Source organism: Stagnihabitans lacustris, assembly GCF_025950525.1.
Lineage (GTDB): Bacteria > Pseudomonadota > Alphaproteobacteria > Rhodobacterales > Rhodobacteraceae > Stagnihabitans.
Window position 1 is genome coordinate 70,728 of record NZ_JAPDGS010000003.1, and the last position, 14,595, is coordinate 85,322.

The following is a 14,595-nucleotide window of genomic DNA, read 5'->3' on the forward strand; positions in this document are numbered from 1 at the left end:
CGGTCGGCTCAAATGAGGCGAAAGGGGGTCCCGTGATCCATGCTGTTCTCCTTGTTGGGTGCGGCAGGGTTAGCCGATCTGCGACCGATTGTCACCCCCAAAAGCGGGCCTGACATGTCAGGTCAACAGCTGCGCGCGGGTCAGGGTCAAGTTGCTGGCCAGCCAGCGGGATTCCAGCTCTTTCAGCCTGGCGCCCAGGGCGGGGCCTTGGAGCGCGGGCATCAGGTCGGCCGACGTCACCGGGAAATGCGCCGCGGCGCCGCGGGCGATCTCGGACTCCCAGGTTGGGGGCGCGGTCATCCCCATGGCGGCCCGGGCCAGGATCACATCGGTGGCGGGCGTGATCCCCAGCTTCCACCCCAGGGCGGCGGGGGTCAGGGGGCTGCCGATCTCGTCGCGCAAGCGCGCCAGTTCGGCGGCCTCGGCGCGCGAGAGGCGAAGATCGCCCTCTCCGCCCAGCACGGCCAGACGGCGTTGCCAGCGCGGCGCGGTTTCAAGGTGGACCAAGGGCGCGATGAAGCGCGGATCGGCGCCGGGCAAGATGCGCCCCAGCACGCCAGAGGCCTGCATCGCGGCCAAGGCGGGCGCGGGGTCGTGCGCGGCCAGCAGCTTGCGCATCTCGTGGCCGACGCGTTCGCGCGACAGCCCCGTTAGCCCGTCGGCCCCTTCGGCACAGGCGGCAAGCCCCTCGGCGTCGATGCCCTGCGCCGGGTCGCCATAGACCGCGTGAAACCGGAAAAACCGCAGGATGCGGAGGAAGTCTTCGCGGATGCGCGTCGCCGGATCGCCCACAAAGCGCACCCGATGCGCCGCAAGGTCCGCCATGCCGCCCAGGGGGTCCAGGATCAGGCCAGAGGGCTCGGCGTAAAGCGCGTTCATGGTAAAGTCGCGGCGGGCGGCGTCTTCGGCGATATCGGTCGAATAGGCCACGGTGGCATGGCGGCCATCGGTGGCGATATCGCGGCGAAAGGTCGTCACCTCATGCACCGCGCCGCCCGCAATCACTGTGACTGTGCCATGGTCGATCCCGGTGGGAATGACCTTGAAGCCGGCGTCCTCGGCCAGTTTCATCACCTGAATCGGCGTGGCATCGGTGGCCATGTCCAGATCGCTGACCGGACGCCGCATCAGCGCATTGCGCACGCAGCCGCCGACAAAAAGGATGCGGCGGCCCTCGAAGCCCAAGGCGGCACACAAGGCCTGGGTCCCGTGGTGATCCAACCATGCGCCAGAGATCTTCATTGCGCCTCCTGATGGGCCCGGGCCATCTGACGCAAGACCCGCGCCGTCGCCCCCCAGATGTAATAGGGGCCCCAGGGCACGGCATGATAGGCCCGCCAGGTCCCGCGCCACTGGCGGCGATGCACCTGGTAATTCTGCGGGTTCAACAGATGCTTTAGCGGCACGGTAAAGGCCTCGTCGACTTCGGCGGGGTCGCAGGCAAAGGCATGGGGGGCGACTTTGGCCAGGACCGGGGTCATGGCAAAGCCCGTCACCGTCTCATGCACGGGCAGGCGCAAAAGCGGGGTCACGGCCGAGGGCGGCAGGCCGATTTCCTCTTGCGCCTCGCGCAGGGCGGCTTGTTCGGCGGTCTCGCCCGGCTCTAGCTTGCCACCCGGAAAGGCGATCTGGCCGGGGTGGTGTTTCAGATGCGAGGCGCGCTTGGTCAGGATCACCGCGCCGTCACAGATGCCCACCAGAACGGCGGCGGGCCGCAGGTCGCGCGCCGCCGGACGCAAGCCGGGGTTCAGGTCATAATCCGACGAGCCCTCGCCCAGCCGGGCGCAAGCCTCGGCCAGGCGAGAGAGGTCGATCATTGCTGTTCTGAAGCTTGGGCGGCCGCTTCGGCCTCTTTGCGGGCCTTTTCGGCCTCAAGACCCAGGGTCTTCGGGTCCATCTCGTAATGCGCGCCGCAGAACTGGCAATCGGCGGTCACGATGCCTTCGGGCGTGGTCATTTTAGAGATGTCCTTGGCCGAATAGATCGACATGGTCTGGCGAACCTTGTCTTCGTTGCAGGAACAACCGAAATGCACCTCGGTTTCGGGGAAAACACGCGGGATTTCCTCGGAGAACAGCCGGGTCAGCAGTTGGGTGGGCGACACCGAAGGCCCGATCAGCTCGATTTCCTCGACCGTGTTCAACAGGATGTTGACGCGGTTCCAGTTCTCGGCCGGTTCACCGGACAAGATGTCGGTGTGATCCAGAAGCCCGCCCTCACCGCTGCCGCCCTCACCGGTGTCCTTCATCGCCATGCCGACCTGGGGCATGTGCTGCAGCATGATCCCGCCGCCGCGCCAATGCTCCGGCTGGCCGGGGGTCTGGCTGCGGCCAAAGGTCAGCGCAAACCGCGTCGGCAACTGTTCGGACTGGGCGAAATAGGTCTGGGCGCAGTCGGACAGGCTTTTCCCGGCGATGGGGGTAAAGCCCTGATAGGGCGTCATATGCGGGCCCTGGTCCAGCATCACCGCGAAATAGCCCTCGCCGATCTGGGAGAAGGGGTCCGCCGTATCGTCCAGCCTTTCGGCGTCATAGCTGGCATAGGCGCGGATGCGGGCCGGGCCGCCCTCGGTCTCGGGGCCGTAGTAATCGGTGGCGATCAGCCGGGCCGGACCCTTGCCGCGCACCTGGATCGACAGCTTCCAGCGCAGCTTGATCGACTGGCCGATCAGGGCGGTCAACAAAGCGGTCTCGGCCACCAGAGCCTCGATCGACTTGGGGTAGGAATGTTGGCCCAGGATCTCGTCCAGGGCGCCATCCAGCCGCACGACGCGGCCGCGCACATCGGAGGCGTCAAGCTGGAAGGGCAGGACGGTATCGTCCCAGGGAATGGTGGTCATGGGGGGTTTCCTGAAGTCACCGGATTCGGCATATCGGGGCTATATAAGAAGAATGGTGTCCGCACCAAGGGGGAAGCTATGATCCGGCGGTATGGCGAGGCTGTGAAAAGCGGGATGCGCTATCGGCGCAGGCCCGGGGTCTATGCGGTTCTGGTCCGGGGGGATCAGGTTCTGTTGACCCATCAGGCCGAGCCGATCCCGGAGTTTCAGTTGCCCGGCGGCGGCATCGACCCCGGAGAGGCCCCCATCGCCGCCCTTCACCGCGAGGTCTATGAGGAAACCGGCTGGCATATCTCGACCCCGCGGTTCGTCGGCATGTATCGCCGGTTCACCTATATGCCGGACTATGACAAATGGGCGGAAAAGGTCTGCGCGATCTATGTCGCGCGGCCGACTTTGTGCATGGGGCCCCCGTCAGAGGCGGGCCATACCGCGATCTGGACCGAGGCGGGGTCCGCGCTGTCGCTGTTGACCAACCAGGGCGACCGGGCGATGGCGGCGCGGGTCTTGCGCTAGGCCTGCGTCCGTCGGGGGCATCGAGTCCCCTCCGCCCGCGTTGCCACGGGATGCGGCCCCCGGGGTCGCGAGCCCGGGGCCTTGGGTTACAGCGCGTCGATCAGCTTTTGCAGGACCGTCACATGGGCGTCGATCATCAGCGGCTCTGTCACCTTGGCCAGGGCCGCCTTGTGCGCTTTGGCATCGGAGGACAGCGACAGGATCAGCCGCGACAGGGACTCGCTGTCCCCCACCGGGAACAACTGCCCCCAGCCGCCGACCTTTTCCTTCATCCCGCCGATGTTGGACGCGATCACCGGGGTCCCGGCCTGGCGGGCCTCTTGGATGACCACCGGCGAATTCTCCCACCAGATCGAGGGCACGACAACCCAGCCATAGCCGCGCATCAGGTCCAGCACCTCTGTCGGGCGATAGGTGCCGCGAAAGCGGACATTGTCGGGCAAGTCGCCCTCTTTGGGCCACATCTCGCGGTAACGCTCTTCGGTGACGCCGTGGATGTCCAGGGTGAAATCGGCCTTCAGGTCCTGATCGGCGGCCCGCCGCGCGGCGCGCATCAGCACATCCAGCCCCTTGGTCGGCGTCGCCTGACCGAAATAGGCAAAGCGGCGGTGACGGTCGGGGGCGGGGGCGATGACTTCGGAGTTATCGGGCAAAAGCCCGTTCTCCAGCACCTTCAGCCGATCGGCGGGCAGGCCCCAGGCGATGAAACGATCCGCCAGGAACTGACTGGGCGAGACGATCAGGTCGAAACAGGCCAGCATCTCGGTCATCCGCGCCTTGCGGACGACGAATTGCGCCGGGATCAGGAAGGGGAAGCACAAAGCGCAAGCGACGGGGCTGGCCTCGGTGCAAAGCTGGCCGCTGGTGCGTTTGACCATCTGGCCGTCGTTCATGCAAATCGCGATGAATTCGTGCAGGGTGCAGATCATCCGCGCCTCGGGCCGGGCTGCGCGCAGACGGCGGATCACGCCCGCACCGATGTTCCAGAAGTGGTGGAAGTGATAGACATCCGCCTTATAGCGCAGAAGGATGGCCAAAAGCGCGTCCTCGTCCTCCTGGTTGGTATGCTCCATCAGGCTGCTGTCCATCGGATAGGCGCGGAAGCCGTGGTCATGCGGCCCGAATTCCACGATCCGCCCCGGCCCGGGAAACAGCGCCGGGATCACGGTGGAATCATAGACCGCGCCCAGGAACCAGGCGTCCTGCCCCGTGGACTTCAGGTGTTCGAACTGGCGATGGGCGGCCACTTCGCCGCCGCCACCCCGCAGCCGGGGATGGGAATGAGAGATGATCAGGGTGCGGGTCAATTGGCGGTCTCCATCGCGGCCAGGCGCATGGCGCGGAGTTCGATTTGACGGTTTTGCGCCGGCAGCGGATCACGACCGGGCAGGAAGGCCAGGCCGGGCAGGCCGGTAAAGCTGACCAGCCCCGACCGCGCCAGGGTGATCAAAAGCCAGCGCATCTGCGCGGTTTGCGACACATGCATGGATTCCGGATAGACCGAGGGTTCGCATTGCGTCTGGTCGATCTGGCCGACAAAGGGCTGACCGTCCAGCAGGGCGGCGATGCCTTCGGCCTCGGTCAAGGGCGTGGCCCCGGCCTCCAGCGTATCCACCATCACAAGGCAGGTGGCGGGCTGGCCCTGCCCGCGGGCCTCGGCCAATTGGGCAAAGGGCAGGGTCTGGAACAGCGTCGCGGTGGTTGACACCACCAGATGTGTCGCATTTGGCGCCCAGCGTGCCAGGGGCGCATTGGTCGTCACCAGATCAACCCGCGGCGCGCCGGCCCCCGCCTCGGTCCGGTCGGCCAGGGTCGAGCGGATCAGCCCTTCGGATGCGGTTTCCGTGAGGATACCGATCTGCGCAAGGGCGGGTTCGGCGCGGCGCACCAGGCGGATGACATCGCGGCCCAGCCAGTGATCCAGGTCATGTTCCACCACATAGGCCACGCCCGTGGGGGTGCCATGACGCTCGACCGGCTCGGCCGCGCCATTCAGGTAATCCGGCAACGAGGGCAGCAGGTTGGCAAAGATCGCATCGGCCTGACCGGCATCGACCAGATTGCGGCGCAGGTGGTCGAACTGCGGCCCCATGTCCACCGCCGTCATCGGATGAATCATCCGCAGCGTGCAGACGGTGAAGCCGTCGTGGATCATGCCGACCATGCAGACCGGCTGATGGCCCAGCTCACGCGGGATGCGCGCCCCGCCGACATAGCCCGAGGAAATCCCGACCCGCAGCCCGCGGATCTGCGCGCCCGCAAGGTCCGGGCGGATCAGGCTGTCGCGAAAGATCGACAGGGGGTGATCGCCGTTGCTATCAATCAGCATGGCGAAAAGCTTGTTGCCCGCCTTGCCATCATCACCCAGCCAGCCATTGACCAGCACGCGCGGCGGATTGGCAAAGCTGAGCGCCTGATCCTGCGCCACGGCGGCATCGGGCAGCTCGCTGAAGCTGCGGGTGCCCGCCATGCCCACGACGCGGTTATGGACCTTGGCCATCGCGGTGTAATCCTCGACCACGAAAATGCCGTCGGCCAGACCCAGCATAAAGCCGCTGAAGGCCTCGTCCGTGGCCTGAGAGATCAGCGCATCCATGTTGGCCGAAGCGGGCGGGAAGGCGCAGGCCCGGTCCGGCCCCGACATCCGCAGCAAAGTGCTTTCGACGTCCAGAATCTCGCCGTTCAGTTCAAAGCGCAGGATGAAGCCGATGGCTCCATTGGGCAGGTCGCCGCGGCGATGGGTCAGGACAGAGGTCGCGTGGCTCATTTGGCCGCCGATATCCAGCGTCGCCCCGGTGATGGCGCCCATGGTCCAGCCCGCGATGCAAACGGCATCCTGCCGCTTCATCCGAAAATAGAAATCCGCGTAAAGCATCCATCCTCCGGCGTGATCAAGGGTCAAGGCCAGGGGGCCCCGCGCAAGGATCACAGGCCCCCAGGGGGGCCCGCATCCGCTTTGCACTCATGCCAAGCAGGGCGATCTTGTCAAGCCTGTGGTCGCGCCGCTTCAGGCTTATCCCCGACCCGATCAAGGTGAATGGCGCGAAAAGCGTGCTTAATGGTAGTCATACATCCTGAGGCTGTCTTCCAGGATGCGGTCCAGTTCGGCGATGGTGTCGGGGCGCAGTTTGCGGCGATGGTCGCCCGGGGTGACGGCGCGGATGAAGCTTTCTTTCGCTTCGACCTGGGGGACGACATCGACCTTGGCCAAAAGCCGCTCGACCGCTTCGGGGGTCAGGGGCAGGCCGAAATGCCGGGTGATATGGGCCAGCATCCGCTTTTTCTGGAACACATGCTCTTCATAGCGCAGCGCCAGGGTCAGCGGCGACCGCAGGACCTCGGCATAGGCCAGGAAGGCGCGGTTCAGCGACGCGGCCTCTTGCACCACGAAATCGTTGATATCGGTGGCGCGGATGCGGTCGCGCTTGGTGATGAAATGCTGGCGCGCGGCCTCGGCCTTGTCGCCTTCGCCCTTGGGCAGGGCATGGGAATAGGCATCCGAGAAATACAGGCTGACCAGGGCGTCCCGCGGATCGCGGAACATGAAAACCCGGCGCGACCGGGCAAACAGCGGCTCACGCGCAAAGGCCGGGGGGCAGTTGCGAAAGCCGATATACAGGTTCCCGGGCCGCAGCACCGCGCCAAGATCGGCATTGGCCCAGGTCTCGACCCGGACGCCCGCGTTGAAAAAGACGCCGGGCAGGTTGACCAGATGCAACCCATGTTCGGCCGCGATGAATTCGACCACCTGGTTCAACAGACTTGAGCCGCATTTGTTCAGCCCCAGCACAAAGCGCGCCGGGCCTTCGGACTGCGACAGGGCAAAGGGGACGCCCTGAAAGACGACTTCGGTGGTCATGGGTCAGACCTCGTTGGCGGCGGCAAGCATTTCGGTGAACAGGCGGTCGGGCAGGACCTGGGCCACAACCAGCGCCCAGACCCGCCATTCCTCGCGGAAGTTGCGCCAGAAGGTGATGTCCCAGGGCTTTGGCCGGTCCAGGTAATGCAGAAGGATGCCGTCCTGGATGCGGCCATTGTCCTCGCGGAAGGGGCGCAGAAAGAAGTTCCACTGCGGCGCCAGTTCCCCGGCGCGAAAGGCGATGTTCAGCGCGCATTGGTCGTGAAAGACCAGCCGTTCGGGCTCTGTCTCGGCCAGTTGGATGGCGCGGTCCAGGCCGGGGGCAAGGTCGGGATGGGCAAAGTCCAGCACCAGCACGCCCGAGTTGAAATAGCGCCCCGGGGGGATGGCGTTCTGCTTGGCGGCGGCGATGACCTCGGGGCCCTGATCCTCGACCCTTGCGGCAAGCGGCGCGGCCATGGGCTGCTGCAAAAGCGGCGTCAGATCGCCACGGCAGATGATGTCGCTGTCCAGGTAAAGCCCGCGGGCAAAGCGGTTTTGCGCCATCAGGTGACGGGCGGCATAGATGCGGTAATAGGCCGCCCGCGTCAGGCCGGTTCCGGCGGCGAAAAAGCCCAGCTCGGTCTTTAGTGCGACGCCCTGGGGCACGAAATCGACCTCGGAGATGATCTGCACCCGACGGCCAAAGCGGGCGGCCAGCGGGGCGATGCTGTCGGCCCAATCCTGCGGCACGTCCTTGTCCAGGAAAACCTGAACCTCGGCGGCAGTCTGGCGGCTTTGGCCAAAGAACGAGGCCAGAAAGGTCAGGACCGACAGGAAGTAACGCCGATCCGCACACAGAAAGACGACATGGTCGGTTGCCGGCGCGGGGGGCGCGGCCAGCCAATGCAGGTTGCCGGGGGTCGCAGCCTGCCCGCTGGCGGCGCGGATCAGGTCGTGATCCATCCGCACCAGATCGACAAAGGTTCCGTGGTCGGGGTCAGGCTGCGCCGGCGGGTCGGCCGCCAGGATCGCCGCATGAAGGCCCGCCTGACGCACGGCGCGCATGGCGTGAAACACCGTCTCGCCAAAGCCGAAGCCCTGGGCCAGATGCGCAAGGATCACGCGGGCGACCTCGTCCCAGGCCTTTGCCTCGGACAAAAGCCGCAAGACGATGATGCCGTCGGGCCGGGTCAGCACCGCCAAAGCCAGCTTGCGGCGATACAGCGCGACGGCCTCGGGCAGGCGATCGGACAGGAACAGAACCTCAAGCCGCCGCGCAGGCAGGTTCAGCTTGCCCGCCACCGGCTGCAGTTCGGCATAAGACAATAGCGAGTCCAGTTCGCCCAGGCGGCGGCGCTGCAGCAGGATATGGATGCTGGCGGTCAGCGTATGGGGATTGTCCGACGAGGTCCGGGCCAGGGCCTGCAACAGAAGCTGTTCGGCCTGTTCCTGCCCCGGCTCGGGCGGGATGCCGGGGCGCACCAGCTTGTAGGCGGCCTCGCACAGGACACCGGGTTCGGCCTGCAGGTCGCCGCGGGTGAACAGCGCGGTCAGCGCCGCAGGGTCGCGCCGCCGCACCGCCAAGCGCAAGCGCACCTGGTCGGCGGGTTTGGAGACCAGATCGCCCAGCGCCGCCACCTTGGTCGCCGCCGCGGCAAGGTCGTCCAGTTCGATCAGCAGCGCCGCGGCGGTGATCAAAAGCGCGGGCTCGCCGGTGACGGGGTGCAGCAGGTCCAGCGCCGTCGCCCGCTCGCCCTCGGCGCGGGCCAGGCGGGCCAGGGCGATCCGGCCCCAGGGCGTCAGGTCGCGCGCCCGCAACAGCGTCGCCGCCTCACGCGCGGGGGGCAGGTCGCCCGCGGCAACCGCCTGTTCCAGCCGCTGGATCAGGGTCTGGGCATCCAGCGGTTTCGGCTTGGGCGGGGCAAAAAGGACCCTTGCATCGGCCAGGATCTCGGCCAGAGCCGGGGTGTCGGGAAGGGCAGGAGTGTCGGGAAGCCCTGCGCGCAAGCCATCCTCGTAGCGGTCGAAAGACGCCGGATTGTCGGCCAAAGTCACCAGCCCGTTCGGCAGGTTCTGCGGCCGATGCGCCAGGTAATGCGCCAGGGCGGGCGTGCCCGGCGGCAGGTCATGGGTCGCGCGATACCAGACCGGGTCGAAATGCACCGAAGGGCGCAGGTCGGCGCCATCCGGGTAGTCCAGCAGCGTCAGGCCTAGCGCCTTGGGGTCAAGATACAGGTTCGGGCGGCGGCCCTCGGCCTCACCGGTCTGGATATAGTGCAGAAGGCCGGGGCGCTGCGCCTCGGTGTCGGGGCCATAGTGGCTGGCATACCAACGGGCATCGAACAGCCCCGTCGCCTCGATCCGGTGCCACTGGGTCAGGTCGTGAAACTCGGGGCGCAGGTCGCCTTGGGGGTTGGCGTCGATCAACTGCAAAGCGCGGGCGGCGGTCAGGGGTTCGGTTGCCATGACCAGCCGCAGGCTGCCTTGGGCCACGCGCAGCTCGATCAGGGCGTCGGGGGCGCTGGCGGAAAGGGCTGCGCGGTCAACGCGGCTCCAGCCCAGCAGAAAGCCGCACCAGGTTCGACGGTCCAGCGCAAGGTCCAGATCGGGACGGTCCAGGATCGCGGTGGAATGGCCCAGCGCCCGCCCGTTGCACCAGGCCTCGACCCGCAAGGGCAGCGCAGGAACACGGGCATGGACCAACCAACCCCGCAGACCCGCCGAAGCGTCCAGGTAATCGCAGACACCCGCCAGGTCCTGGCCCGGCGCAATGGTGGCGGGCAGCTCGCGAAGAGGGGTCAGGCCAGTCTGGAGTGTCAAAGCGTTCTCACCTGCAATATGGGCGAAACCTAGACCCATGGCCCGGCTGCGGCAAGTGGCCTGGCGCAGGCCAATGACTTAACGCAGACCCGTGACCTGCAGGTCCAGCAGGTCCAACGGCAAAAGCTCGCCATCGGTGGACAGGATCAGCCGCACCTTGGTCAGAAGGCGGCGCTGTTCGACGGTCAGCCGCGCCAGGTCCAGCCGCAGCCTCGTGCGGGCGCCGATCTGCCCCACCAGCAAGGACCCATGCACCACCGTCACCTCATGCCCGCCGCCGTTCAGGATGAACTGGGCAAACAGATGGCGGGGGCGGACCAGGGCATAGCGGATGTCCCAATCCAGCGCGGTCAACTGCGACAGTGCCAGGTCGTTCAGCACCAGTTCATAGGTCGACCAGGGCTGAGGCTCTCCTTTGGGGCGCAGCGCCAGGATCGGGCTTTCGCGGCCAAAGCGGTCGCGCACCAGCCGGGTTTCCAGGGTGCAGGTCACGCCAGAGCCCTCGGGCGCGCCGATCTGCAAAAACCCCTCATGCGGGACGAAGGGTTCCAGTTCCGCCCTTGTGCCGGGCTGCAACCGCGTCCAGGCCAGCGGTGTCAGGTCCAGCGGCGGCAAGGGCGGCAGCGGGCTGAGGTCGGCCAAATGGGCGGGCGGCGGGATGTCGCTGTCGGTCGACAGGCTGCGGGTCGCGGTCAGGGCATCGAAGACGCGGGACAGGTCTTCGGTCGCCTCGGTCCAATCGCGGGCCTGCGCGGCGGCGGCCTGTGACAGGCGGGTCAACAGGGCCGGATCTGCGGCCAGACGGGCCAGCGCCTGGAGGCAGGCCGGAACCGCGCCGTCCAGCGGCAAAAGGAAACCCGTGTCCGGCCCCACCGCCTCACAGACGGCGCCGACATCGGTGGCCAGGGGCACAACGCCTTGACGCATCGCCTCCAGCACGGTCAGCGGCAGGCCTTCGTAATCCGACAACAGCACCAGCACATCGGCGGCGGCAAAGGCGGCGGTCAGGGCTTCGGGAGAGGTCAGGGCGGGTTCCAGCACCTCGGCCACCGCGGGGGGCAGGGTCGAGCCGTCCTCCAGCACCGCCTTGCCGATCACGCGCCAGTCGATCGGCAAGGGGCGGCTGCGGGCGATGACCTGGGCCAGCCGCTCCAGCCCCTTTTGCGCGTCCAGCCGACCCAGGAACAGAGCCCGCAGCCGCGGCCCCGGTTGTCGAGCTTCCAGCAAGCCCGTCAGCACGTCGGGCGCGATGGGGAAAGACGGCGCGTTGATCACGGGGATGATCTTGTCCTCGGGGATGCCAAGCCCATGCAGCCAATCGCCAAGCCCCTGGGAACAGGGCAAAAACAGGTCAAAGGCATGTTCATAGGCCAGCCCAAGGAAAGGATTGCCCGAGGGCCGCCCCAGCGCCGACAGGTCCGCCAGATGAAGCGAGGTCGCCGTGACGACGCCCTGTTTGCGCAGCTGGCTCATGACCGCGACGCCCGCGCCGGAATGAAGGTCGATGACCACATCCATCCCATGCAACAGCGCGATCAGCCGGGCATGGTTGCCCGACACCGCCCAGCGCGGGATCTCGTTGCCGAAATAGCTGCGGTCGCCCTCGCCCCAGGCCCAGAACTCCGGGTCGCCCAGGAAGTTGACACTGGTCAGGGTCTCGCGCCAGTCGGGGCCAAGCGCGGCGTCGCGATGCGCGGCGATGAACAGATGCACCTTCCAGCCGCGCGCCTTGAAGGACCGGGCCAGGTTCAGCGCCACCTTCTCGACCCCGCCGAATTCGACGATGGTCATCAAAAGGCCGATGTGGCGGTCCATCCCGCGCAGCATCGGCGGCACGGGTTGGCCACCCATCCGCCGCCGCAGGATCAGATGCGACCCCGCCCGGCGCGCCAAATCGGCCTCGCGCCAATCGGTCAGCGTCGCGGCCTTGGCCCAAGGCGCGCCCCGCATCAGCGCGACCAGTTGCAACAGCCCCGAAGCCGCGCCCTGGGGCACCCCGGCCAGGTCGGGCGGCAAAGTCAGTTCCGCCAGCGAGACATGGGGTTTCGGCGCGTCAGAGGTCAGGGTTTCCATCCAGGCGTCGATGGGCACGGCCGCCGATCCGGTCACGGCCTTGGTCGTCAGCATCAGCACCGCGGCATCGTCGGGCGCGCGGGTCCGTTGCATCAGCTGGGCGAAACCCATGCGCTCGCCTTCTGCAGGAGAGACCATCAGCGCGGCCATATGCGACTGGTCCAGCAGCGCTTCCAGCTGCCACAGCATGTTGTGCAAAACCCCCGCCCGGCGCAGCGCGGTCAGGGTCACGGATTGCGTCACCACGGTCAGAGGCGGCAGAACAAAGCGCCCCGGCGCCGCGCGCGCCTGCCACAGCCGCAGGGCGTAATCCTTGGGCTTCAGCATCTGGCCGGGTTCCGACGGATCGGTGGTCAGCCAGATGCGACCCAGGTCGGACAGGTAAAAGGCATAGCGCGGCGCCTCTTCCTGCTCCAGCTCCAGCAGGGCGCGGGGGGCGAACAACGCGCGGTGCTTGGCGCGCATCCGGGCCAGGATCGGTTCCCGCTCCCGTTCACTGTCGGCCAGCATCGACTCGGGGCGCTTGCGATACAAGAACCCCATGCCCTCGATGTTCTTGCCGCGAAAGCCGGCCTGAACCGCAGAGAGGAAGAAATCCCAATCCTCGAACCCCGCCTTGAAGGCGATGTCAAAGCGCACCCCGGCGTCAAAGACCTCGCGGCGGATCAGCGACCCCGCCTCACAGGTGTTCATGGCGGTGTGCAGCAGGATGGAATAGGGGCCGGAGTAATCATGCCCCGAGGTCAGGCCCACCATGTCGATGTCGGGATAAATCCAGCCGGCCAGCGGATCATCCGTCAGCGCCTGCATCGCGCGGGCCATGGCAGGGGGGCGCAAGCGGTTGTCGGCGTCCAGCATATAGATCGCCCGGACCGAAGGCATCTGCGTCAGGACATGGTCGATCCCATGGTTGCGCGCCGAAGACAGGCCGCCATTGGGCTTTTTCAGATAGGTGACGCGGTCGGGATGGGCGCGGGCCAGCGCCAGGCCGGTTTCATGCGTTTCGGGATGCGGGCAGCCGTCGTTGACGATCACCACCTGGATGCCAAAGGGCGCCTCTTGCGCCAGGGCACTGTCCACCGCCTCGACCATCAGGACCGAGTGGCGGTAGACCGGGATGATGATGGCCAAAAGCGGGGCGTCAGACATCGGAGGCAAAGGCCTCGATCGGTTCAAAGATCACGACGGCGGCGCTGGTGGCATCGTCGGGGACGCGGGCCATCAGGATCAGGTCTTGCACCTGGGTCAGGGGGGCGAACTGCGCGTGCAGCTGGCCGGGCTCTGCCGCGGTCAGGCGCTGCCATTGCGGGGCGTCATCGACGGCATAGGCCAGGTCGGCCAGGGCATCGGCGCCAAGGACCGAGACCATGCCCTGCAGCCGCGCCATGCCGGGCCGGGCGAAAGCGGGCAGGCGGACCGCAATCGTCTGCCCCGGCGCCGGGCGCAGGACCAGACCCTTGGCCCAATCCAGCACCTCGACCCGTTCGGGATCATCGGCCAGGGCCGCCGCCTCGCGCAGGGCGTCCAGGCTGACAAGCCATTTCGGCAGGCCCGGCCCATGGGCATCAGGCGCCATGGGGGCCAGCGTTCCGGGCACGAATTTCCACAGCCGCAGCGCCAGGGGGCGGCCGTCATGCGCCTGAAAGCGCGGGTCGGGATGGGGATGCGACAGGCCCAGACTTAGGGCGTCACCCTGCCAGTCCAGCCGCAGGATCGCGGTCTGGGCGTCCATGGGCAGGGCGCGCGGAAGGGCCAGACGCAGCCAGCCGGGGCCGGGGTCCGTGACCTGCCACTGGCCCACCACCTGATCGCTTTCCAACAGGCGCAGCGTCGCGGTCAGCACGCCGCGCCCCGCATCCTGGACAAAGACCGCAAGGTCGCTCAGGCCGACGCTGTCGGAGGGCAACCTTTGTTCCACGCCTGTCAGGTCCAGCACCGCATCGGACAGGGGCAGATGCGTGACCTGATGCCGCTCGGCCGCGGTGGTCTGCCACACAAAGGCCTCCAGCCGTTCGAAATGCTGCAAGCTGGTTTCCGACAGCTGCCGCAGCTGCGCCAGCTCGCGCAGTTGTTTCACGTTGCGGGCCTGAGCGGCGGTCAGCTCTTCGGTCAAAAGCTGCGCCCAAAGCGCGGGCAGGTCGTCGGGCGTCGCGCGCAGATGCCGCAGGTCCAGCCGCGCAAGGGTCGCCGCCCCCGCGTCCGACAGGCTGATCGCGGCCAGGATCTGCGGCGCAAGGCGGTCCAGCGCCACCGGGGCGCCGTCGCGGGTGACGGTCAGGTCAGGGGCAATCACGGCCAAGGCCATCGGCCAGGCGGCGCGGTCAAGGTCACAGGCAGGCACCAGGCACATCGGCATCCAGGACATGACCATCCGAAACTCCCGTTGGATGGGGGTCTACATCGCACAGGGGGGGCGAGGCGTCCAGCCACCGACGCCCGCTTGGTGAAGGGTGGAAATGCGCGCGCTTTCCGGGCAGGAAGGGGAGGCAAAGCAGCAGGAGAGGCC

Annotated in this window: 10 protein-coding genes; 1 reads left to right on the forward strand and 9 read right to left on the reverse strand. The window is 67.2% G+C overall.

The features are described from left to right. Window positions 1-117 precede the first annotated feature (117 nt). Genes NX862_RS08850 through hslO form a run of 3 tightly spaced genes read right to left on the reverse strand, consistent with a single transcriptional unit; the run spans window position 118 to window position 2,839 of the window. On the reverse strand, window positions 118-1,242 hold the full coding sequence (locus tag NX862_RS08850; protein WP_264493543.1) for a CCA tRNA nucleotidyltransferase: 1,125 nt from the start codon (window positions 1,240-1,242) through the stop codon (window positions 118-120). Then, entirely contained in the window at window positions 1,239-1,817 is a 579-nt protein-coding gene (locus tag NX862_RS08855) for an NUDIX hydrolase (RefSeq protein ID WP_264493544.1), read from the reverse strand. The genes NX862_RS08850 and NX862_RS08855 overlap by 4 nt, the downstream gene beginning before the upstream one ends. After that, complete coding sequence (gene hslO / locus NX862_RS08860) at window positions 1,814-2,839, reverse strand: Hsp33 family molecular chaperone HslO (RefSeq protein WP_264493545.1); 1,026 nt, start codon at window positions 2,837-2,839, stop codon at window positions 1,814-1,816. The genes NX862_RS08855 and hslO overlap by 4 nt, the downstream gene beginning before the upstream one ends. Before the next feature lie 78 nt (window positions 2,840-2,917). Here hslO and NX862_RS08865 point away from each other — a divergent pair, with 78 nt between their 5' ends. After that, window positions 2,918-3,355, forward strand: coding sequence for an NUDIX domain-containing protein (locus NX862_RS08865; protein ID WP_264493546.1), 438 nt, complete (start codon window positions 2,918-2,920; stop codon window positions 3,353-3,355). 86 nt (window positions 3,356-3,441) lie between these two features. Here the strand turns inward: NX862_RS08865 and NX862_RS08870 are convergent, their stop codons facing one another. The 6 genes from NX862_RS08870 to NX862_RS08895 all read right to left on the reverse strand — a co-directional run bounded on the left by NX862_RS08870 (window position 3,442) and on the right by NX862_RS08895 (window position 14,460). Then, window positions 3,442-4,662, reverse strand: coding sequence for a glycosyltransferase (locus NX862_RS08870; RefSeq protein ID WP_264493547.1), 1,221 nt, complete (start codon window positions 4,660-4,662; stop codon window positions 3,442-3,444). Beyond that, entirely contained in the window at window positions 4,659-6,257 is a 1,599-nt protein-coding gene (locus NX862_RS08875; RefSeq protein ID WP_264493548.1) for a hypothetical protein, read from the reverse strand. Before NX862_RS08875 ends, NX862_RS08870 begins: the two co-directional genes overlap by 4 nt. Before the next feature lie 153 nt (window positions 6,258-6,410). After that, a complete protein-coding gene (locus NX862_RS08880) occupies window positions 6,411-7,214 on the reverse strand; it encodes a hypothetical protein (RefSeq protein WP_264493549.1) in 804 nt (267 codons plus the stop codon). Between the two features lie 3 nt (window positions 7,215-7,217). Continuing rightward, window positions 7,218-10,016 carry a glycosyltransferase family 8 protein gene (locus NX862_RS08885; protein WP_264493550.1) on the reverse strand — a complete coding sequence of 933 codons (2,799 nt, stop codon included), beginning with the start codon at window positions 10,014-10,016 and terminating at the stop codon, window positions 7,218-7,220. A gap of 78 nt (window positions 10,017-10,094) precedes the next feature. Then, window positions 10,095-13,238, reverse strand: a complete 3,144-nt coding sequence (locus NX862_RS08890) for a glycosyltransferase (protein WP_264493551.1) — start codon at window positions 13,236-13,238, stop codon at window positions 10,095-10,097. Beyond that, window positions 13,231-14,460: a DUF6212 domain-containing protein gene (locus NX862_RS08895; protein WP_264493552.1), complete on the reverse strand. Its 1,230-nt coding sequence runs from the start codon at window positions 14,458-14,460 to the stop codon at window positions 13,231-13,233. The genes NX862_RS08890 and NX862_RS08895 overlap by 8 nt, the downstream gene beginning before the upstream one ends. Window positions 14,461-14,595: the final 135 nt, after the last annotated feature.